The organism is Pseudomonas putida group bacterium ESBL64 (assembly GCF_045277175.1).
GTDB lineage: Bacteria > Pseudomonadota > Gammaproteobacteria > Pseudomonadales > Pseudomonadaceae > Aquipseudomonas > Aquipseudomonas alloputida.
Genome location: NZ_CP145799.1, coordinates 3,202,874 through 3,224,148, shown reverse-complemented (window position 1 = coordinate 3,224,148; position 21,275 = coordinate 3,202,874). Strand labels below are relative to the sequence as shown.

General features: G+C 63.6%; 23 protein-coding genes. 12 read left to right on the top strand and 11 right to left on the bottom strand.

Features of this window, described 5'->3' with window-relative positions:
• Positions 1-90 precede the first annotated feature (90 nt).
• From ribF to ispH, 5 genes are read left to right on the top strand one after another with little or no spacing between them, the layout of a single operon-like run.
• Positions 91-1,041 (top strand): bifunctional riboflavin kinase/FAD synthetase, encoded by a 951-nt coding sequence (gene ribF, locus V6093_RS14725; RefSeq protein WP_003247613.1) that lies wholly within the window; start codon positions 91-93, stop codon positions 1,039-1,041.
• A complete protein-coding gene (ileS, locus tag V6093_RS14720) occupies positions 1,038-3,869 on the top strand; it encodes an isoleucine--tRNA ligase (RefSeq protein ID WP_121782816.1) in 2,832 nt (943 codons plus the stop codon). The genes ribF and ileS overlap by 4 nt, the downstream gene beginning before the upstream one ends.
• A complete protein-coding gene (gene lspA / locus V6093_RS14715; protein WP_003247609.1) occupies positions 3,862-4,377 on the top strand; it encodes a signal peptidase II in 516 nt (171 codons plus the stop codon). Before ileS ends, lspA begins: the two co-directional genes overlap by 8 nt.
• A complete protein-coding gene (fkpB, locus tag V6093_RS14710) occupies positions 4,370-4,807 on the top strand; it encodes an FKBP-type peptidyl-prolyl cis-trans isomerase (RefSeq protein WP_003247607.1) in 438 nt (145 codons plus the stop codon). Before lspA ends, fkpB begins: the two co-directional genes overlap by 8 nt.
• A 14-nt stretch (positions 4,808-4,821) precedes the next feature.
• Positions 4,822-5,769, top strand: coding sequence for a 4-hydroxy-3-methylbut-2-enyl diphosphate reductase (gene ispH / locus V6093_RS14705; protein WP_003247605.1), 948 nt, complete (start codon positions 4,822-4,824; stop codon positions 5,767-5,769).
• Between the two features lie 76 nt (positions 5,770-5,845).
• Here the strand turns inward: ispH and V6093_RS14700 are convergent, their stop codons facing one another.
• Complete coding sequence (locus tag V6093_RS14700; protein ID WP_047605143.1) at positions 5,846-6,328, bottom strand: GspH/FimT family pseudopilin; 483 nt, start codon at positions 6,326-6,328, stop codon at positions 5,846-5,848.
• Positions 6,329-6,437: 109 nt separating this feature from the next.
• Between V6093_RS14700 and V6093_RS14695 the strand changes: the two genes are divergently transcribed.
• The 5 genes from V6093_RS14695 to thiO are packed head-to-tail and all read left to right on the top strand — an operon-like array spanning position 6,438 to position 9,259.
• Positions 6,438-6,620: a prepilin-type N-terminal cleavage/methylation domain-containing protein gene (locus V6093_RS14695; protein ID WP_003247582.1), complete on the top strand. Its 183-nt coding sequence runs from the start codon at positions 6,438-6,440 to the stop codon at positions 6,618-6,620.
• Complete coding sequence (locus V6093_RS14690; protein ID WP_004577284.1) at positions 6,617-7,255, top strand: PilW family protein; 639 nt, start codon at positions 6,617-6,619, stop codon at positions 7,253-7,255. The genes V6093_RS14695 and V6093_RS14690 overlap by 4 nt, the downstream gene beginning before the upstream one ends.
• A complete protein-coding gene (locus tag V6093_RS14685; protein ID WP_047605142.1) occupies positions 7,252-7,716 on the top strand; it encodes a hypothetical protein in 465 nt (154 codons plus the stop codon). Before V6093_RS14690 ends, V6093_RS14685 begins: the two co-directional genes overlap by 4 nt.
• Before the next feature lies 1 nt (position 7,717).
• Positions 7,718-8,107, top strand: coding sequence for a type IV pilin protein (locus tag V6093_RS14680; RefSeq protein ID WP_003247577.1), 390 nt, complete (start codon positions 7,718-7,720; stop codon positions 8,105-8,107).
• A 54-nt stretch (positions 8,108-8,161) separates the two neighbouring features.
• Positions 8,162-9,259 carry a glycine oxidase ThiO gene (gene thiO / locus V6093_RS14675; RefSeq protein WP_004577282.1) on the top strand — a complete coding sequence of 366 codons (1,098 nt, stop codon included), beginning with the start codon at positions 8,162-8,164 and terminating at the stop codon, positions 9,257-9,259.
• A 278-nt stretch (positions 9,260-9,537) separates the two neighbouring features.
• On the opposite strand, the gene V6093_RS14670 is transcribed toward thiO, so the two are convergent.
• The 10 genes from V6093_RS14670 to V6093_RS14625 form a co-directional block, all read right to left on the bottom strand.
• Entirely contained in the window at positions 9,538-10,947 is a 1,410-nt protein-coding gene (locus V6093_RS14670; RefSeq protein WP_070096746.1) for an amidase, read from the bottom strand.
• A gap of 1 nt (position 10,948) precedes the next feature.
• Entirely contained in the window at positions 10,949-12,226 is a 1,278-nt protein-coding gene (locus tag V6093_RS14665; RefSeq protein WP_019436796.1) for a Zn-dependent hydrolase, read from the bottom strand.
• A gap of 113 nt (positions 12,227-12,339) precedes the next feature.
• Positions 12,340-13,035 (bottom strand): ABC transporter ATP-binding protein, encoded by a 696-nt coding sequence (locus tag V6093_RS14660; protein ID WP_010951881.1) that lies wholly within the window; start codon positions 13,033-13,035, stop codon positions 12,340-12,342.
• On the bottom strand, positions 13,035-13,787 hold the full coding sequence (locus V6093_RS14655) for an ABC transporter ATP-binding protein (protein ID WP_003247568.1): 753 nt from the start codon (positions 13,785-13,787) through the stop codon (positions 13,035-13,037). Before V6093_RS14655 ends, V6093_RS14660 begins: the two co-directional genes overlap by 1 nt.
• A complete protein-coding gene (locus tag V6093_RS14650) occupies positions 13,787-14,806 on the bottom strand; it encodes a branched-chain amino acid ABC transporter permease (protein ID WP_047605139.1) in 1,020 nt (339 codons plus the stop codon). Before V6093_RS14650 ends, V6093_RS14655 begins: the two co-directional genes overlap by 1 nt.
• A 1-nt stretch (position 14,807) precedes the next feature.
• Complete coding sequence (locus V6093_RS14645; RefSeq protein WP_003247565.1) at positions 14,808-15,668, bottom strand: branched-chain amino acid ABC transporter permease; 861 nt, start codon at positions 15,666-15,668, stop codon at positions 14,808-14,810.
• Positions 15,669-15,733: 65 nt separating this feature from the next.
• The gene (locus V6093_RS14640) at positions 15,734-16,936 is read right to left on the bottom strand and encodes an ABC transporter substrate-binding protein (RefSeq protein WP_003247562.1); all 1,203 of its coding nucleotides are present in this window, start codon (positions 16,934-16,936) and stop codon (positions 15,734-15,736) included.
• Positions 16,937-17,026: 90 nt separating this feature from the next.
• Positions 17,027-17,791, bottom strand: a complete 765-nt coding sequence (locus V6093_RS14635; RefSeq protein ID WP_003247561.1) for a FadR/GntR family transcriptional regulator — start codon at positions 17,789-17,791, stop codon at positions 17,027-17,029.
• A gap of 267 nt (positions 17,792-18,058) precedes the next feature.
• The gene (locus tag V6093_RS14630; protein WP_014755231.1) at positions 18,059-18,289 is read right to left on the bottom strand and encodes a PP0621 family protein; all 231 of its coding nucleotides are present in this window, start codon (positions 18,287-18,289) and stop codon (positions 18,059-18,061) included.
• 94 nt (positions 18,290-18,383) lie between these two features.
• Complete coding sequence (locus V6093_RS14625; protein ID WP_004577276.1) at positions 18,384-19,403, bottom strand: outer membrane protein assembly factor BamD; 1,020 nt, start codon at positions 19,401-19,403, stop codon at positions 18,384-18,386.
• A 147-nt stretch (positions 19,404-19,550) separates the two neighbouring features.
• Here V6093_RS14625 and rluD point away from each other — a divergent pair, with 147 nt between their 5' ends.
• Together rluD and pgeF are read left to right on the top strand one after the other, a co-directional pair.
• Complete coding sequence (gene rluD, locus V6093_RS14620; protein WP_003247554.1) at positions 19,551-20,513, top strand: 23S rRNA pseudouridine(1911/1915/1917) synthase RluD; 963 nt, start codon at positions 19,551-19,553, stop codon at positions 20,511-20,513.
• A complete protein-coding gene (gene pgeF / locus V6093_RS14615) occupies positions 20,510-21,250 on the top strand; it encodes a peptidoglycan editing factor PgeF (RefSeq protein ID WP_265980257.1) in 741 nt (246 codons plus the stop codon). Before rluD ends, pgeF begins: the two co-directional genes overlap by 4 nt.
• The last annotated feature ends 25 nt before the right edge of the window (positions 21,251-21,275 follow it).

The window sequence follows — 21,275 nt, the reverse complement described above, 5'->3', positions numbered from 1 at the left end:
TCGCATTCCACGCCGCCCTTGGGCGCTGCTGCCTGTCACCAGCGCCCGGGTGTGGTTATAATCGGCCACTTTATGAGCAAGAAGCGCGTTATGCAGCTGGTTCGAGGTCTTCACAACCTGCGCCCCGAGCACCGGGGCTGTGTCGCCACCATTGGCAACTTCGACGGGGTTCACCGCGGCCACCAGGCAATCCTGGCGCGCCTGCGCGAGCGCGGTCAGGCCTTGGGCCTGCCGACCTGCGTGGTGATCTTCGAACCGCAACCACGCGAGTACTTCGCACCCGATACCGCGCCAGCGCGCCTGGCCCGGCTGCGCGACAAGATAGAGCTGCTGGCGACCGAAGGTATCGATCGGGTGCTGTGCCTGGCGTTCAACCAGCGTCTGAGCAAGCTCAGTGCCGATGCCTTCGTCAAGGCCATCCTGGTCGACGGCCTGGGCGTGCGTCATCTCGAAGTGGGCGATGACTTCCGCTTCGGCTGCGACCGCGCTGGCGACTTCGCTTTCCTGGTCGAGGCCGGCAACGCGTATGGCTTTACCGTCGAGGCCGCGAACACGGTCATCCAGGATGGCCTGCGGGTCAGCAGCACCGAAGTGCGCAAGGCCTTGTCCGAGGGCAACTTCGAGCTGGCCGAACACCTGCTGGGCCGCCCGTACCGCATTACAGGCCGCGTGCTGCACGGCCAGAAGCTGGCCCGCCAGCTCGGCACACCAACCGCCAACATCCAGCTCAAGCGCCGTCGCGTGCCGCTGTCCGGGGTATACCTGGCCAGCATCGTGATCGACGGCAAAGCTTGGCCGGGTGTCGGCAATATCGGCGTGCGCCCCACCGTTGCCGGTGATGGGCGCCCGCACCTGGAGATTCATCTTCTGGACTTTGCCGGCGATCTTTACGGCCGGCGCCTGACGGTGGAGTTCCACCACAAGCTGCGTGAAGAGCAGCGATTCGCCTCCCTGGAGGCGCTGAAGTCGGCGATCGATGCGGATATCGCCGCCGCACGTGCACATTGGCACGCTCAACCGCTAACGAAGAGCCTGAAATGACCGACTACAAAGCCACGCTTAACCTTCCGGACACCGCCTTCCCCATGAAGGCCGGCCTGCCTCAGCGCGAACCGCAGATCCTGCAGCGCTGGGACAGCATTGGCCTGTACCAGAAGCTGCGCGAAATTGGCAAGGATCGTCCCAAGTTCGTCCTGCACGACGGCCCGCCCTATGCCAACGGCAAGATTCACATCGGTCATGCGCTGAACAAGATCCTCAAGGACATGATCGTCCGCTCCAAGACCCTGGCCGGCTTCGATGCGCCGTACGTGCCAGGCTGGGACTGCCACGGCCTGCCGATCGAGCACAAGGTCGAGGTTACCCACGGCAAGCACCTTTCTGCCGACCGTACCCGCGAGCTCTGCCGCGAGTACGCTGCCGAGCAGATCGAAGGGCAGAAGACCGAGTTCATCCGCCTGGGCGTGCTGGGTGACTGGGACAACCCATACAAGACCATGAACTTCGCCAACGAGGCCGGTGAAATCCGCGCCCTGGCCGAGATGGTCAAGCAAGGCTTCGTGTTCAAGGGCCTGAAGCCGGTGAACTGGTGCTTTGATTGCGGTTCGGCGCTGGCTGAAGCGGAAGTCGAGTACGCCGACAAGAAGTCGCAGACCATCGACGTGGCCTTCCCGGTTGCCGATGAGGCCAAGCTGGCCGCCGCCTTCGGTCTGGCCTCGCTGACCAAGCCGGCCGCCATCGTGATCTGGACCACCACCCCGTGGACCATCCCGGCCAACCAGGCCCTGAACATCCACCCGGAATTCAAGTACGCCCTGGTCGACACCGGCGAGCGCCTGCTGGTGCTGGCTGAAGAGCTGGTCGAGTCGTGCCTGAAGCGCTACAACCTGGAAGGTTCGGTTGTTGCCACCGCCCAAGGTTCGGCGCTGGAGCTGATCAACTTCCGCCATCCGTTCTACGATCGCCTGTCGCCAATCTACCTGGCCGACTACGTCGAGCTGGGTGCCGGTACCGGCGTGGTGCATTCCTCGCCAGCCTACGGTGAAGACGACTTCGTCACCTGCAAGCGCTACGGCATGGTCAACGACGACATCCTTACCCCGGTGCAGAGCAACGGCGTGTATGTCGAGTCGCTGCCATTCTTCGGCGGCCAGTTCATCTGGAAGGCCAACCCGGCCATCGTCGAGAAACTGAGCGAAGTCGGTGCGCTGATGCACACCGAAACCATCAGCCACAGCTACATGCACTGCTGGCGCCACAAGACCCCGCTGATCTACCGCGCCACCGCGCAGTGGTTCGTGGGCATGGACAAGCAGCCGAGCACCGGCGAGCCGCTGCGTGAGCGTGCGCTGAAAGCCATCGAAGACACCAAGTTCGTCCCGGCCTGGGGCCAGGCGCGCCTGCACGCGATGATCGCCAACCGCCCGGACTGGTGCATCTCGCGTCAGCGCAACTGGGGTGTGCCGATCCCGTTCTTCCTGCACAAGCAGACCGGCGAGCTGCATCCGCGCACTGTCGAACTGATGGAAGAAGTGGCCAAGCGTGTCGAGCAGCAAGGCATCGAGGCCTGGTTCAAGCTGGACGCCGCCGAACTGCTGGGCGCTGAAGCCGATCAGTACGACAAGATCGCTGACACCCTCGACGTGTGGTTCGACTCCGGTACCACCCACTGGCACGTACTGCGTGGCTCGCACGACATCGGCCACGCCACCGGCCCGCGCGCTGACCTGTACCTGGAAGGTTCCGACCAACACCGCGGCTGGTTCCACTCGTCCTTGCTGACCGGTTGCGCCATCGACAACCACGCGCCGTACCGCGAGCTGCTGACCCACGGCTTCACCGTGGACGAGAACGGCCGCAAGATGTCCAAGTCGCTGGGTAACACCATCGAGCCGGAGAAGGTCAACAACACCCTGGGTGCCGATATCCTGCGCCTGTGGGTTTCGGCCACCGACTATTCCGGTGAAATGGCGGTTTCCGAGCAGATCCTGCAGCGCAGCGCCGATGCTTACCGGCGTATCCGTAATACCGCGCGTTTCCTGCTTTCCAACCTGTCCGGCTTCGACCCGGCCCGCGACCTGCTGGCCTCGGAAGACATGCTGGCGCTGGACCGCTGGGCCGTGGACCGCACCCTGCTGCTGCAACGCGAGCTGGAAGAGCACTACAGCGAGTACCGTTTCTGGAACGTCTACTCCAAAGTGCACAACTTCTGCGTACAGGAACTGGGCGGCTTCTACCTCGACATCATCAAGGACCGCCAATACACCACCGGCGCCAACAGTGTCGCCCGCCGTTCCTGCCAGACCGCGCTGTTCCACATCAGCGAAGCGTTGGTGCGCTGGATCGCGCCGATCCTGGCATTCACCGCCGACGAAATCTGGCAGTACCTGCCGGGCGAGCGCAACGAGTCGGTCATGCTCAACGGCTGGTACGAAGGCCTGAGCGAGCTGCCGGAAGGCACCGAGCTTGGCCGCGCTTACTGGGACCGCGTGATGGCGGTGAAGGCATCGGTGAACAAAGAGCTGGAGAACCAGCGTACCGCCAAGGTCATTGGCGGCAACCTGCAGGCTGAAGTGACCCTGTACGCCGACGAAGGCCTGAGTGCCGACCTGGGCAAGCTGGGCGACGAGCTGCGCTTCGTGCTGATCACCTCGGCCGCTAGCGTGGTGCCGTTCGCACAGGCGCCTGCCGAAGCCGTAGCCACCGAAGTCGAAGGCCTCAAGCTGAAAGTGGTCAAGTCCGGTCACGCCAAGTGCGGCCGTTGCTGGCACTTCCGCGCCGACGTCGGCAGCCACCCGGAGCACCCGGAAATCTGCAGCCGTTGTGTCGACAACCTGAGCGGCCAGGGTGAGGTGCGCCACTATGCCTAACCCTGCAGCGGGGCGCTTCGGGCGCCTTGCATGGCTTTGGCTGAGCTTGCTGGTCCTGGTCATCGACCAGGCCACCAAGCTGTACTTCAACAACGCCCTGACCATGTACCAGCAGATCGTGGTCATTCCTGACTACTTCAGCTGGACCCTGGCTTACAACACCGGTGCCGCGTTCAGCTTCCTGGCTGATGGTGCAGGTTGGCAGCGCTGGTTGTTCGCCCTGATCGCCGTGGTGGTCAGCGCGGTGCTGGTGGTGTGGCTCAAACGCCTGGGGCGCAACGAGACCTGGCTGGCCGTGGCGCTGGCGCTGGTGCTGGGTGGGGCGATTGGCAACCTGTACGACCGCATCGTGCTGGGCCATGTGGTCGACTTCATCCTGGTGCACTGGCAGAACCGTCATTACTTCCCGGCCTTCAACGTGGCCGACAGCGCCATCACCGTTGGTGCGGTGATGCTGGCGCTGGATATGTTCAAGAGCAAGAAGTCCGAGGATCCGGTCCATGACTGACACCCGTATCGGCCAGAACACCGAAGTCACCCTGCACTTCGCGCTGCACCTGGAAAACGGCGACACCGTCGACAGCACGTTCGATAAAGCCCCGGCCACCTTCAAAGTGGGTGATGGCAACCTGCTGCCGGGTTTTGAAAACGCCCTGTTCGGTTTCAAGGCCGGTGACAAGCGCACCGTGGTGGTTGCCCCGGAGAACGCCTTCGGCCAGCCTAACCCGCAGAACGTACAGGTCATGCCGCGGTCCAACTTCGAAGGCATGGAGTTGTCCGAAGGGTTGCTGATCATCTTCAACGACGCCGCCAACACCGAGCTGCCGGGTGTGGTCAAAGCGTTCGATGACGACCAGGTCACCATCGACTTCAATCACCCACTGGCTGGCAAGACCCTGACCTTCGAGGTGGAGATCCTCGAGGTGAAGGCCCTGTAAGCCTGGAGCCGAGCATGCAAATCAAACTCGCCAACCCGCGCGGCTTCTGCGCCGGGGTCGACCGGGCGATCGAGATCGTTAACCGCGCGCTGGAAGTCTTCGGCCCGCCGATCTATGTGCGTCACGAAGTGGTGCACAACAAGTTCGTGGTGGAAGACTTGCGTAACCGCGGCGCCATCTTTGTCGAAGAGCTGGACCAGGTGCCGGACGATGTCATCGTCATCTTCAGTGCCCACGGTGTTTCCCAGGCTGTGCGCCAGGAAGCTGCTGGCCGTGGCCTGAAAGTGTTCGATGCCACCTGCCCGCTGGTGACCAAGGTTCACATCGAAGTGGCCAAATACAGCCGCGATGGCCGTGAGTGCATTCTCATCGGCCACGAAGGGCACCCGGAAGTCGAAGGCACCATGGGCCAGTACGATGCCAGCAACGGCGGCGCCATCTACCTTGTCGAAGACGAGGAAGATGTTGCCAACCTGCAGGTGCGCGACCCCAACCACCTGGCTTTTGTCACCCAGACAACACTGTCGATGGACGACACCAGCCGCGTCATCGATGCGCTGCGTGCGCGCTTCCCGAACATCGGTGGGCCGCGCAAGGACGACATCTGCTACGCCACCCAGAACCGCCAGGACGCCGTCAAGCAACTGGCCGGCGAGAGCGACGTGGTGCTGGTGGTGGGCAGCCCGAACAGTTCCAACTCCAACCGTTTGCGCGAGCTGGCTGAGCGCATGGGCACCCCGGCCTACCTGATCGACGGTGCCGAGGACATGCAACGCGGCTGGTTTGATCAGAGCGCGCGGATCGGCATCACCGCCGGTGCTTCGGCACCCGAAGTGCTGGTGCGTGGTGTGATCGAACAGCTCAAGGCCTGGGGTGCTACCGGCGCAGAAGAGCTGGATGGACGCGAAGAGAACATCACCTTTTCAATGCCCAAAGAGCTGCGGGTTCGCTCGCTGATCTAACGGGCTGCACCGCTGCCAATGCTGGGGCTGCTTTGCAGCCCTTGCGCGACTCAAGACTGTTCCTGCAATGACCGCGCTAGCAGCGGTCATTGCTCCGGTCCTCCGTAAGCAACCTGACTCTGCCGCTTGATGCCAGCGCCACTTGATATCGGCTGCGAGCAGCGGCGCGCTCGCACATTTCCAGTGTTGCGCCCAACCAGCTGTTGCCCGACGTCATTGGCACGCCCAGCGCACTGAATTTGAACTGCTCGCCGCGATTGCTGGTTATTTTCAGCGGCTTTGAAAGGCGCTGTTCGCGTAGCACCTGCCGGTTATGCTCCAGCACTACCCGCCAACCATTCCCCCAATTACCGTCCAGCGCCAGCACCAGCACCGGCTGACCCTGCAAAAGCGCATGGCTGCGTGCACTGCGCAGCGCCTGCGCCAGATCACGGGCAGCCGCCGCCCGGTGCAGGTCATCGCTCATTCGGGCGTAGGCCGGCATGCCCAGTTGGGTCAGCAAGACCGCCACGGCCAAGGCCGACAACATTTGTATCAGTGTTACGCCGCGTTGCTTCACCGTGCATTCCTCCCTGGACGTGCTTGGCTATAGCTTCCTGGCGGTTGGACAAGAGGTCCAGTCGCCCAAGTTGAAAGCAATGACGGGAAAAGTCGCAGGAGGTGCAGGGATGCACGCAAGGCAAGGGGGCATGACGCTTCTGGAAGTGTTGTTGGCGATCGTGATCGTGGCCGCAGGTCTGTTCGCAACGGCTGCGATGCAATTGCAGGCATTGCAGGCTGCGGACAGCGCGCGCCGGGATGGCCAGGCGGCGATGGCGCTGCACAGCGAACATGAGCGCAGGCGGCGATGAGGCGCTGTCAGGCAGGGTTTGGCTTGCTTGAGATGGTGGTGGCGCTGGCGATCGGATTGATGCTGCTGGCGGCGGCCAGCCAGCTTTTTGTCTCCGCGCACCAGACTTGGCGCCTGCAAAGTACGGCAGTGCGCATGCAGGATTCTGCGCGGCTTGCATTGCTGCGCATGGCGCAGGATATCCGCATGGCCGGGATGTTCGGTTGCCTGCGCCTGAGCCCAGACGACTTTCTGGTCTCCGGCGCGGAGCAGGCCTTTGCCCGGCCCTTGGCGAGCGGCCCGTCAAGTTTGAGCCTGGTCGTCGCTGAGTTACCAGGGTATGCCGGCGACCCCGACTGGACCTTGCTGACAAACTGTATCAACACGGTGGAGGTACACAAGGAGCGCGCGCAAGGTAGCGACACGCTTATGGCTGTGCCTGTCAGCCGGCATCGCTATGCTCACGTTGGAAGTACGCTTTACTTCGAGCGGCGCGGCCGCAATCAGCCCTTGGTCGATCACGTGCGCGAACTGCGTGTGGTGCAGGTGGCTGGAGAGCGGATCGATCTTCAGCTGACATTGTATGAGCCGACCTTGCAGCTTGAGCAGCACCATGCGCTGAGCGTGGCATTGCGTAACCCGGTGCCGGCTTCATGAACCGCCAGCGGGGTGTTGTCCTGTTGTTGGCGTTGGTGCTCAGCGTCCTGCTGGGCCTGCTTGCCACATCTGCCCTGCGTGACGCGCTGGTGGAAACACGGATGACCGGCTACCTGAGCGATGGCCTGATGGCGCTGGAAGAGGCTGAGGCCACTTTGCTGGCCGGGGTACGCGAACTTGAACGGGCGCCCCCTGACGCTTGTAGCGCGTGCCTGCCACCGCCCAGGCCGCACGATCTGGTGGGGCAGTGGCAAAGTACCCAGACCGGCTTTTTCCAGCTGCAGAACCTGGGTGTCAGCACACGTGCCGCGCACATGCCCGAAGGGCAGCCGGTTAGCCTGTTCCGGATTACCGCCGTCAGCAAGCAAAGCCGCTCACGGCATGTGCTGGAAGCGGTCTACGCCGTGGCCGGCAATCAAACCCAACGCATCACCTGGCGGCAAAGATTGCGAGGAGACTGACATGCAGCAAGGCTTGAGCCTGATCGAGTTGTTGATTGTGCTGGCCGTGACCGGCATTCTGGCAGCCATTGCCTACCCCAGTTACAGCGACCAGCTTCGGCGAGCCGCGCGCAGTGAAGTGGTTGGCCTGCTGCACGACGCTGCCCTGCGCCTGGAGCGCCACCGCGTGCGCACTGGCCAATACGCCGAGGGCGACCTGGTCTTGCCCGAAGGTACCCGCTACTACAGCCTTCAGGCCCAGCGCGACAGTGACACCTTCACGCTGCGCGCCCGGCGGCTACCGCATGGGCTGATGGCGCAGGATGGCTGTGGCGATTTCCAGCTCGACCAGGCTGGCATGCAGCGCAATCCGGGTGCCGTTGAGCACAGCACGCACTGCTGGGGAAGCTGAAGGTTCAATGATGCCCGGTGCATCGCGGTTTTACTTCAGGTGTTGGATCGACAGATGAGCAAGCAAGTAGTGGTGGTCGGCGGCGGGGTGATCGGCCTGCTGACGGCATTCAACCTGGCAGCCAAGGTCGGCCAGGTGGTGGTGTGCGATCAGGGTGAGGTTGGCCGAGAGTCGTCCTGGGCTGGCGGAGGCATTGTCTCGCCGTTGTACCCGTGGCGCTACAGCGCCGCAGTGACCGCTCTGGCGCATTGGTCGCAGGACTTTTATCCACAGCTGGGCGAGCGTCTGTTCGCCAGCACTGGCGTCGACCCCGAAGTTCACACCACCGGGCTGTACTGGCTCGACCTGGACGACGAGGCTGAAGCGTTGGCCTGGGCCGCGCGCGAGCAGCGGCCGCTGAGTGCCGTGGATATTTCGGCGGCCTACGATGCGGTGCCGGTGCTGGGCCCTGGCTTCAAGCACGCCATCTACATGGCTGGCGTGGCCAATGTGCGCAACCCACGCTTGGTCAAGTCGCTGAAAGCGGCGTTGCTGGCGCTGCCAAACGTGACCTTGCGCGAACACTGCCAGATCACCGGCTTCGTGCAGGAAAAGGGGCGCGTGACCGGTGTACAGACGGCTGATGGCGTACTGGCGGCGGATGAGGTTGTGCTCAGTGCAGGCGCCTGGAGTGGCGACCTGTTGCGTACCCTTGGCCTTGAACTGCCGGTGGAGCCCGTGAAGGGCCAGATGATCCTGTTCAAGTGTGCTGAAGACTTCTTGCCGAGCATGGTGCTGGCCAAGGGACGTTATGCAATCCCGCGACGTGACGGGCACATTCTGGTGGGGAGCACGCTGGAACACGCCGGGTATGACAAGACCCCGACCGGGGATGCGCTGGAAAGCCTGAAGGCATCGGCGGTGGAGTTGTTGCCTGAGCTTGAAGGCGCCACAGTGGTGGCGCACTGGGCGGGGCTGCGGCCGGGGTCGCCAGAAGGCATCCCTTACATTGGGCCTGTGCCAGGGCATGAAGGGTTGTGGCTGAACTGCGGGCATTATCGCAATGGGCTGGTGCTGGCGCCGGCTTCGTGCCAGCTGTTTACCGATTTGCTGACAGGGGCCGAGCCGATTATCGACCCGGCGCCGTATGCGCCAGAAGGGCGTTTGGGCTGAGCCTCTTCGCGGGTGAACCCGCTCCCACACGAGCGGGTTCACCCGCGAAAGGGCCGCAGAGGCCAATACAGATTTCAGCCAGTAATCGGTGCGTGTAGGAGCGGGTTCACCCGCGAAAGGGCCACAGAGGCCCATACAGATTTCAGCCAGTAATCGGTGCGTGTAGGAGCGGGTTCACCCGCGAAAGGGCCGCAGAAGCCCATACAGATTTCAGCCAGTAATCGGTGCGTGTAGGAGCGGGTTCACCCGCGAAAGGGCCACAGAAGCCCATACAGATTTCAGCCAGTAATCGGTGCTTGCAAGTGCCGGCTCGGATAATGCTGCTCATACACCTTGCACACCCGCAGCACTTGCTCATCGGCAAAGCGCCCGGCCACCACCTGCAGACCCACCGGCAACCCCTCGCGGGTAAACCCGCAGGGCACCGAGGCTGCCGGCTGTTGGGTCAGGTTGAAGGGATAGCTGAACGGCGTCCACTCCATCCATTGCGCCATCCCCGACCCAGGCGGCACGTTGTGTCCGGCTTCGAACGCCACCAACGGCAGCATCGGCGATACCAGCACGTCGTATCGCTGATGAAAGGCATTCATCTTCGCAATCAATTCTGCCCGTGCCTCTAGCGCCTGGGTGTATTCGCCAAGGCTGATCTGTGCGCCTTGTTCGGCAATCCAGCGCAGCCCCGGGTCAAGCAACGCTTTCTGCTCATCGCTCAAGGCACTGGCCAACCGCGCCGCACCGGCAAACCACAGGGTATTGAAGGTTTCCAGCGGGTCGCTGAAGCCCGGGTCCACTTCCTCTACCTGCGCACCCAACCGCACCAGGCGCTGCACCGCTTGCGCCACCAGTGCCTGGATCTGTGGGTCGACCTGCACGTAACCGAAGTTGGCGCTGTAGGCGATGCGTAGCCCACTCAGATCTTGCTGCTGGCTGAGCCAAGGCGCCTGCCGGGGTGCGCCGGCCAAACCGTCGCGGGCATCGGGGCGCGCTACGCAGTCAAGCATCAGCACCGAGTCGTCCACGGTACGCGTCATCGGCCCCAGGTGCGACAGCACGGTCATGGCGCTGGCCGGCCATTGCGGCACATAGCCGAAGGTCGGTTTGATGCCGAAGGTGCCGGTGAAGGCGCAAGGGATGCGAATCGAACCACCGGCATCGCTGCCCTGATGCAGCACCCCCAGGTTCAGCGCGGCGGCTGCCGCAGCACCACCAGACGAACCACCGGCAGTCAGCCTGGTATCCCAAGGGTTGCGGGTAATGCCGTACAGCGGGTTGTCGGTCACGCCTTTCCAGCCGAACTCCGGCGTGGTGGTCTTGCCCACCAGCACAGCACCGGCTTCACGCATGAAGGCGCTGAAGGGCGCATCGATTTCCCACGGGCCGGTACCCGAGGTTGTACGCGAGCCTTTGCGGGTGGGCATGCCGCGGGTCAGGGTCAGGTCCTTGATCGAGGCGGGTACGCCATCCAGTCGGCCACAGGGCTCGCCGCGCTGCCAGCGTTGTTCGCTGGCGCGGGCGGCGGCGCGGGCACCTTCGCCGTCGACATGGCAGTAGGCGTTGACCGCCGGGTTATGCAGGTCGATGCGCGCCAGCACATCGTCGACCACCTCGACGGGTGACAACTGGCGGCGCTGGTACAGTTCGAGCAGTTCGACGGCGGTGAGTTCGCCAATCGCGGTTTTCTGGGTCATTTCAACGGGCTCCTGGGTTGGCGGCCTGGAACATGGCACGCAACAGGACGTCGCAACCATCGGCCAGGTCCTGGGGCGCGGCATTTTCGATTTCGTTATGGCTGATGCCGCCTTCGCATGGCACGAAGATCATCCCGGCCGGGCCCAGCTCGGCGAGGAAGATTGCATCGTGACCGGCGCCGCTGACGATATCCATGTGGCTCAGGCCCAGCGCACGCGCCCCTTGGCGCACGGCATCCACGCACTGCTCGGCGAAGTACAGCGGCGGGAAGTCGGCTGTCGGGGTCAGCTGATAGCTCAGGCCATGTTTCGCCGTGCTGTTTTCGATGGCTGCGCGCACTTCGCTGACCATGGCGTCCAGGTGCCCAGGGTCGAGGTGGCGCAGGTCGATGGTCATGTGCACCTGGCCGGGGATGACGTTGCGCGAGCCTGGGTGCAAGGTCAGGCAGCCGACCGTGCCGCAGGCATGTGGCTGGTGCGCGTGAGCGACGCGGTTGACCGCAGCCACCACCTCGGCAGCGCCGACCAATGCGTCCTTGCGCAGGTGCATGGGCGTGGGGCCTGCATGCGCCTCGACGCCGGTAAGGGTCAGGTCGAACCATTTTTGCCCCAGGCAGCCCTGGACCACGCCGATGGTGGTGCGTTGGTCTTCCAGCACCGGGCCTTGCTCGATATGCGCTTCGAAGTAGGCGCCCACGGCATGCCCGGTGGGCACGCGCGGGCCGGCGTAGCCGATGCGTTGCAACTCAGCGCCGACCGACAGACCTTGGTCATCGACCTTGTCCAGGGTTTCCTGCAGGCCGAACTTACCGGCAAACACGCCCGAGCCCATCATGCAGGGCGGGAAGCGCGAACCTTCTTCGTTGGTCCATACCACCACTTCCAGCGGGGCTTCGGTGGTCAGGTGCAGGTCGTTGAGCGTGCGCATCACTTCGAGGCCGGCCATGACGCCGTAGCAGCCATCGAACTTGCCGCCGGTGGGTTGGGTGTCGATGTGGCTGCCGGTCATGATGGGCGGTAGGGCAGGGTTGCGCCCGGGGCGGCGTGCGAAGATGTTGCCGATGGCGTCGACGCTAACCGTGCAGCCGGCCTCTTCGCACCAGTGGACGAACAGGTCGCGCGCCTGGCGGTCGAGGTCGGTCAGGGCCAGACGGCATACGCCGCCCTTGGCGGTGGCGCCGAGTTGGGCCAGGTCCATCAATGATTGCCACAGGCGCTCGCGGCTGACCAACGGGCCTTGGCCGAGCAGGTGCTGCGAGGGATCGATGCGGGTGTTCATGGTTCAGCTCTCCTGAAAGTAATCAGTTGCTTGTACTGGCCTCTTCGCGGGCAAGCCCGCTCCTACAGGTCATCCACAGGCCAGAGGTCTTTGCGGGCGTGCTTCTCTGCTGATCAGGCGCTAAGGGCCAGGTAACGGTTCTTGATGCTCGGGTCCTCGCGGAACTGAGCTGCACTGCCTTGGTAAGCGACGCGGCCCTGCTCCAGCACATAGTGGCGATCAGCAAGGGCATCGCAGACCATCAGGTTCTGCTCTACCAGCAGGATCGAAAGGCCTTCGTCCTTGATCCGCCGCAATATCTTCACCAGTTCATCGACAATCACCGGGGCCAGGCCTTCGGTGGGCTCGTCGAGGATCAGCAGCCTGGGGCCGTTGAGCAGGGCGCGGGCGATAGCGAGCATCTGTTGCTCACCACCGGACAGGGCAAAGCCACCGTTGCGGCGACGCTCCTTCAGGCGCGGGAACATGCTGTACACGTCCTCCAGCTGCCAGCGGCTGGTCTTGCGCACGGCAATCTTCAGGTTCTCCTCCACGCTGAGCTGGCGGAAAATGCCGCGGTGCTCCGGCACCAGGGCAATGCCGAGGCGGGCGATATCGAAAATTTCGCGTCCGACCAACTGCTGGCCGTTGAAGCTGATCTGCCCCTGCCGTGGGCGGACGATGCCGAGGATGCTGCGCAAGGTGGTGGTCTTGCCTGCGCCGTTGCGCCCCAGCAGCGTTACCAGTTCGCCAGCCTCAACCTTGAGCGAGACACCTTCAAGCACATGGCTCTTGTCGTAGTAGGAATGGATCGAATCGACGTTGAGCATCAGGCGGCCTCTCCAAGGTAGGCGGTGCGTACGCGCTCGTCGTTGCGCACCTGTTCAGGGGTACCCTCGACCAGGATCTGGCCGTGACTCATCACCGTGATGCGCTGGCTGATCGACATGACAATGCTCATGTTGTGCTCGATCAGTAGCACGGTATGGTCGCGGCCAAGGTCGCTGATCAGGTCGGTCATCACCGGGATGTCGTCGATGCCCATGCCCGAAGTGGGTTCGTCGAGCATCAGCAGGGTGGGCTTGGCGCAGATCGACATGCCCACTTCCAGCACCCTTTGCTGGCCGTGCGACAGCTCGCCCGCCAGTGTTTCGGCACGGGCGCTCAGTTTCAGGCGCTCCAGCACCTGGTCGGCGGTGTTCCAGTGGCTGCGCTTGTGCTCGACGCTGCGCCAGAAGTTCAGCGCGCCCAGGCCATCACGGCCTTGGGCGGCCAGGCGCAGGTTCTCGCGCACGGAAAGGTTCTGGAACAGGCTGGTGAGCTGAAACGAACGCGCCATGCCAAGTGCCACCCGCCCGTGGGACGGCTTGCGAATGATGTCCTGGCCATTGAACAGGATCTTGCCGGCAGTGGCCTGACGTTCGCCGGTCAGGCAGTGGAACAGGCTGGTCTTGCCGGCGCCGTTGGGGCCGATAATGGTGTGGATGGTGCCGGCTCGCACTTTGAGGTCAACGCCCGCGACCGCCTTGAACGGCCCGTAGGCCAGCTCCAGGTCGCGGGTTTCCAGGAGGTAGTCGCTCATCACAGGGTCTCCTTGGTCTTGGCCTGGGGTTTGTCATCGGCATTGCGGGTGGCCAGCAGGCGCTTGCCCAGTTCGGTCAGGCCGCCCCACAGGCCGCCACGCATGAACACCACCACCAGAATCAGGATCACCCCCAGCAGCATCAGCCAGCGTGGCCACAGCTCCGACAGCACATCGCCCAGCAGCACGATGGCACCGGCCCCCAGCAGCGAGCCGAACAGTGAGCCGGTGCCGCCGACGATGGTCATGATCAGGATGTTCTCGCTCATCATCAGGTCGATGTTCGACAGCGGCGCAAAGTGCAGCAGCATGGCGTAGAGCGCCCCGGCGATGCCGGTGATGGCGCCCGACAGCATGAACACCAGAATCTTGAAATGGCGGGTGTCGTAGCCGATGGCGGCGGCGCGGGTCTCGTTCTCACGGATAGCCAGCAGGGTGCTGCCGAATGGCGAACGGATCACCCGCAGGGCTGCGGCGAAGATCAACAGGAACAGCACCGCGACGAACACATAGAAGTGCCGCGGATCGGCCAGGTCGACCAGCACATGGCCGGCGATTTCGATATTCGGCCGTGGCACATCAAGCAGGCCGTTGTCACCGCCGGTCCAGCCGCTGAGGGTATAGGCCAGGAAGTAGGCCATCTGGCTGAAGGCCAGGGTCAGCATGACGAAGTAGATGCCCGTGCGACGGATCGCCAGTGCGCCCACCAGCAGCGCGAGGACGGCGCCGAACACAGCTGCGCCAAGCAGCGCGGCGAACATGCCCCACTGCAGGTGGATCATCAGCAGCGCTGCGCCATAGGCGCCCACGCCAAAGAAGATGCCCTGGCCGAACGACAGCAGTCCGGTGTAGCCGAGCAGCAGGTTGCAGGCCAGTGCGGCCATGGCAAAGATCAGGATCTCGGTGGCCAGGGTGGCTGAGGGCAGCAACAGCGGCAGCGCCACCAGGCTGGCAACTACCAGCGACAGCAGCGCCGGGGCGCGGCCCTTGGCGACTGGCAATGGGTTTTTCTCGCTCATCTCAGGCTCTCCCGAACAGGCCGTAGGGACGGACCAGAATCACTGCTGCCATGGCGCCATAGATCATCAGGCTGGCGCCTTGCGGCCAGAGACTGGTCATCATGCTTTGCACCACACCCACCAGCAGGCCGCCAACCAGCGCCCCGCCGAACGACCCCATGCCGCCAATCACCACCACCACGAAGGCAATGCCGAGGATTTCCGGGCCGACGAAGGGCTGGGCGCCCCGTAGCGGCGCAAACAGCACACCCGCCACACCTGCCAGGCCCACGCCCAGGGCGAATGTCAGGGAGAACAGGCGAAAAATGTTGGTGCCCAACAGCGACACGGTTTCGGTGCTTTCGCTACCGGCCCGCACCAGTGCGCCGAAACGGGTGCGTTCCAGCAGCAGCCACAGGCCAATACCGATCAGCGCTGCGAAGCCGATCAGGAACAAGCGGTAGTAGGGGTAGATGAAGTCGCCGAGTATCAGCACCCCGCGCAGTTCAGGTGGCACGGCAATGTTCTTGCCCACCGGGCCCCAGATCAGCACCGACGCTTCCTGGATGATCAGCGCGATGCCGAGGGTGACGAGGATCTGGAAGGTGTGCGGCAGGTGGTAGATGCGTTTGATCAACAGGCGCTCGACCGCCCAGGCCAGCGCGGCCACCACCAGTGGCGCAATCAGCAGCGCGAGCCAGAAGTTGCCGGTGACGGCCACGGCGGTGTAGCACAGGTAGGCGCCCAGCAAGAAAAACGCGCCGTGGGCGAAGTTAACGAAGTTGAGCAGGCCGAAAATGATCGTCAGGCCCACGGCGATGAGGAAGTAGATCATCCCCAGGCCCAGGCCGTTGAGCAGTTGGAACAGGTACAAATCGAGCATGAGCGTGCCCTCGACAGCGCGCCGGGCGGCTGCCTGTACAAGTGTTTGTGACTAACGCCGCAGCTTCAGGCCAGGGCGCAACCGGTGTGATCGACCTCGACGAACGAGCGGCCCGAACTGATGACTTCGGCCAGGTCGTCCTCGTCGCGCATCTGCCCCTGGGGCTTGCCGCGCAGCAGGTAGTAATCCTTGAGCACCTGGTGGTCACCCGGGCGGATCAGTTCTTCGCCGGTCGGGCCCTGGAAGCGCATGCCCTGCAATGCCGCAGACACGGCGGCCCCGTCCAGGCTGCCGGCCTTGACGATGGCCTCGAGCATCACCTTGGTGCCGATGTAGTCGGCGGCCAGCGGGTAGTTGGGGTTGATGCCATAGGCCTTGCGGGTGGCGGCGACCAACTGTTTGTTCAGCGGGGTGTCGACCTGGTGCCAGTACTGCGCACCCAGGTACACGCCCTCGAGCACGTCGCTGCCCAGCTCCTGGAACTGGTCGAGGCCGGCAGACCACACCATCAGCACTTTCATGCGGTCCTTGATGCCGAAGTTGACCGCCTGGCGCAGGGCGTTGGAGGCCTGGCTACCGAAGTTGAGCAGCACCAGCACGTCGGGCTTGGCGGCGATGGCGTTGGTCAGGTAGCCGGAAAATTCCTGCTCCTGCAGCGAGTGGTAGCTGTTGCCGATGTGTTCCACGCCGAGCTCGGCGAACACTTTGCGGGCGTTGTCCAGCAGGGCATCGCCGAATACGTATTGCGGGGTGATGGTGTACCAGCGCTTGGCCTGGGGCAGCTGGCGGCTCATCGGTACCAGGGTTTCGCGGATGGCACCATAGGTGGGCACCGACCAGCGGAAGGTTGAGGCATTGCAGTCCTTGCCGGTGATTTCATCGGCGCCCACAGGTGTCATGAACACGCCGCCGGCTTTGTGGATTTCCTTGGACACCGCCAGTGCCGATGACGACAGGGTGCACCCCTGGAAGAAGCGTGCGCCATCCTGGCCGATGGCTTCCTGCACCTTGCGCACCGCCTTGCCGGCGTTGCCTTCGGTGTCGATGACTTTGTACTTGAGCGGGTGGCCGAGCAACTGCGGGTGCTCGGCGATGGCCAGGCGCGAGCCCATGTCGGCGTACTTGCCGTAGCTGGCGAAGGCGCCCGACATGGACTTGAGCCCATAGAAGGTCAGCGGTTGGTCGGCGAATGCCCGGTGTGCCCCCAAGGGGAGGCTACCTAAGGCACCCAGGGCAAGGCCTGCCTTGAGCAGGGTACGTCTTTGCATGAGTAACTCCTTGTTTGTGGTTATTAGGCAGGAGTGGCAATGACAAAGCGGGTACGGCCGGGCCTGTGTGCAGGCCTCTTTACAGGCGCATCAGTGGTGGTGATCGAACTCCAGCAGGAAGTTACGGGCAACCTCGCCTTCCAGCGCGGTCATATGGTGCTCGGCGTCGCACATGTGTTCGTGCATCAGCCGGCGTACGGCGGGTTCGTCGCTGGCGCGCAAGGCGGTCAGCAGTTGCTTGTGGTAGTCGATGTTGGCGGCGGCGAACTGCTGGCGCTTGGGCAGGTAGGCCTTTTTCAGCACCACCAGGTCGCGCAGCAGGTCGTTGAGGAACACCGCCATGAAACGCAGCAACGGGTTGGGGCAGCGGTCGGCCAGCAGGGTGTGGAATTCAAGCTCCGCCAAGCGCTGCTCACGCTGGCCTTCTTCGCTGTCTTCCGGCGCGCTGCAGAAGTCGATGTTGGCCTGCAGCGCGGCATAATCGGCCTCGCTCAGCTTGCCCATCACCGACACCGCCAGTTCTACCTCGATGACTTTGCGCAGCTGGTACACCTGTTCGCCGTCCAGGTGCTGGAAATGCAGGTAGTTGCGCAGCGCGCGGCTGGCTGGCTCGGTGCCCACTTCGTTCAGGTAGGCGCCCCCGGTCGGGCCGGTGCGGGTGCTGACCAGGCCTTCGACTTCGAGCGCCTTGAGCGCTTCGCGGGCGGTGCCCTTGGAACATTCGAAATGCTCCATCAGCTCACGCTCGGTGGGCAGGCGGTCGCCGGGGTGCAGCGCTTCGGTGACGATCGAGCGCTTGACTGATTCGACGATCACATCGGACAGCTTCTGGCGCTTGCGTTTGGGTTTGAGCATTTCGCTATTTTTCATATTTATGCGGATAAATAGGATTTAGCGAATTTTGGCCGGGCGGGTCAATGCTGGTGCTGGGGGAGGGGTCGTAAATGGTGTGAAAGGGTCGGGGAGGGATATGTGGAACACGAAATTGCAGATAAAAACTGTGGGAGCGGGCGTGCCCGCGAACACCGGCGAAGCCGGTGCCATACACCGTGGTGCCTGCTTCGCGGGCAAGCCCGCTCCCACAGATTTCGAATTGGTTTCAGGATTGAACAGACATCGTGTTCAGCCTTGGTGGCCAGGGCCCTGCTGCAGGTGGGCCTGGCTGCAATACCACTCATTGCCCTGCTGCAGCGCCCGGTCGTTGGGCAGGTGCACGCCGCAATGGGCACAGCGCACCATCTTCAGCGGCGCATCCAGCTTCGCCTCGGGGTGCGACTGCTGGCTGACTTTGAACTTGCGCCACAGCCAGAACGCGGCGGCGATCAGGGCGATCCAGAAAAGTAGGCGAACCATGGTGTCCAGCTTGTTGATTGAAGAAGCCAACAGTCTAGGACGCGGCCAATAAAAAAGGGAGGCCCAAGGCCTCCCTTTCATTCACCGCTGAAGGTCAGTCGAACAGACCAAAGGTCATGTAGCTGAACCAGGAACGGTCTTTCTCGGCTTCTTTCGGGCCTTCCGGCACGATCGGGTCGCCGTTCTCGTCTTTAGGCAGCAGCTCTCGCGGCATCTCGTCGCGCGCGTCCTGGAACTGCTTGACCACGTCCTGGTTGGCGCGGGTTTCGCCTGGCGGCAGCGGGGTATCGGTTTCGATCAGGCCCAAGGTGGCCTTGGACAGCCAACCGCGGCCGTCAGACTCGGTCTGCTTGGGCTGGAACTCGCCATCGACCAGGCTCGGGTGGTCCGGGTAGTTGAGCTTGAGGGTTTCCAGGCTCGTGGCGGCCAGTTCGTCCAGGTGCAGCTTCTGGTACGACTCGACCATCACCGCCAGGCCGTCACCGACGGACGGGGTTTCCTGGAAGTTTTCGACCACGTAGCGGCCACGGTTGGCAGCCGCTACATAAGCCTGGCGGCTCAGGTAGTAGTCGGCCACGTGGATTTCGTACGAAGCCAGCAGGTTGCGCAGGTAGATCATGCGCTGCTTGGCGTCTGGCGCGTAGCGGCTGTTGGGGAAGCGGCTGGTCAGCTGGGCGAACTCGTTGTACGAGTCGCGGGCGGCACCCGGGTCGCGTTTGGTCATGTCCAGCGGCAGGAAGCGCGCCAGCAGGCCACGGTCCTGGTCGAACGAGGTCAGGCCCTTGAGGTAGTAGGCGTAATCGACGTTCGGGTGCTGCGGGTGCAGGCGGATAAAGCGCTCGGCGGCCGACTTGGCGGCCTCGGGCTCAGAATTCTTGTAGTTGGCGTAGATCAGCTCGAGCTGCGCCTGATCGGCATAGCGGCCGAACGGGTAGCGCGACTCCAGGGCCTTGAGCTTGTTCACGGCGCTGGTGTAGCTGGAGTTGTCCAGATCAGCCTGGGCCTGCTGGTACAGTTCGGCCTCGCTGAGGTTCTCGTCAATGACCTCTTTATTAGAGGAACAGGCCGCGGTAAGCCCGAGGATGGCGATCAGCAGCAGGTGTTTCACTCGCATGGCGGCTTGCGTCCCTTTGACGGCCGCTGTCTTGGGCGGTGCCGTCCTGTTATGATGAGCGCCCCGGCCAACCCCGGGACAAAAGAAGCCGTATTTAACCACAAGCTCGCAGCCGAAACCAAAGGCTGTGCGCCCGCCGAATCGAGCATGTCCGAGATCATTCAACTTAGCGCAGAGGTACCGTCCGAACTGGGCGGCCAACGCCTCGACCAGGTCGCCGCCCAATTGTTCGCCGAGTACTCGCGTTCGCGGCTAACTTCGTGGATCAAAGAGGGCCGCCTGACGGTCGATGGTGCAGTCGTGCGCCCTCGAGACCTTGTTCATGGTGGCTCTCTGCTTGCCCTGGAGGCCGAACAAGAGGCCCAGGGCGAGTGGATCGCAGAAGATATCGAACTGGATATCGTCTACGAAGACGACCACATCCTGGTGATCAACAAGCCTGCCGGGCTGGTTGTGCACCCGGCGGCCGGGCATGCCAGCGGCACCCTGCTCAACGCGCTGCTGCACCATGTGCCAGACATCGTCAATGTACCGCGCGCCGGTATCGTGCACCGCCTGGACAAGGACACCACCGGCCTGATGGTGGTGGCCAAGACCCTGCAGGCGCAGACCAAGCTGGTCGAGCAGATGCAGGCCCGCAAGGTCAGCCGCATCTACGAGTGCATCGTGATTGGCGTGGTGACTGCCGGTGGCAAGATCGACGCGCCCATCGGCCGTCACGGCGGCATGCGCCAGCGCATGGCTGTAACCGACGGCGGCAAGCCGGCGGTCAGCCACTACCGCGTACTCAAGCGCTTCCGCTCGCACACCCATGTGCGGGTCAAGCTGGAAACCGGCCGTACCCACCAGATTCGCGTGCACATGGCCCACGTGGGTTTCCCGCTGGTTGGCGACCAGACGTACGGCGGGCGCTTCCGTATTCCGCCCGCTGCCAGCCCGACCATGGTCGAGGCGGTCAAGACCTTCCCGCGCCAGGCGCTGCATGCGCGTTTCCTTGCCTTGGCCCACCCGATTACCGGTGAAGTCATGAAGTGGGAATCGCCACTGCCGGATGACTTCGTCTGGTTGCTGTCGCTGCTGAACCAGGACCGCGAGAGCTTCATCGGATGAGTGACCTGACGCAGGCGTTGCTGTTCCCCGACTGGCCGGCCCCGGCCTCGGTGCGCGCCTGTGTCACCACCCGTCAGGGCGGCATCAGCTTGCCGCCTTACGAAACCTTCAACCTCGGCGACCATGTTGGGGATGACCCTGCCGCGGTCGCCGAGAACCGCCGCCGCCTGAGCGAACAGTTCACCATCCAACCGGCCTGGCTCAAGCAGGTGCATGGGCGGGTGGTGGCGGATGCCGACCCGGCGGTGGTCGCCGAGGCCGATGCCAGCTGGACCCACCAGCTTGGCATTGCCTGCACCGTGATGACCGCCGATTGCCTGCCTGCGCTGTTCTGCGACCGTGCCGGCACCCGCGTGGCGGCGGCACATGCGGGCTGGCGCGGGCTGGCGGGTGGCGTGCTGGAAGCCACGCTGGACCGGCTGGCGCTGCCGCCAGCAGAGGTGCTGGTGTGGTTGGGGCCTGCCATCGGTCCGCAAGCGTTCGAAGTGGGGCTGGAAGTGCGTGATGCCTTTACCGCCGTGCACCCGCAAGCAGCTCGGGCATTCGTCGACGGCGAACGGCCAGGCAAGCTGTTGGCGGATATCTATGAGCTGGCGCGTATTCGCCTGGCTGCCCGTGGCGTGACTGCTGTTTATGGCGGTGGTTTGTGCACGGTCAGTGATGCGCGGTTCTTCTCCTATCGCCGTACCCCGCAGGGTGGGCGTTTTGCATCGTTGGTCTGGCTGGACCCGCGCTAGCCTGTACCGGCCTCTTCGCCGGCAC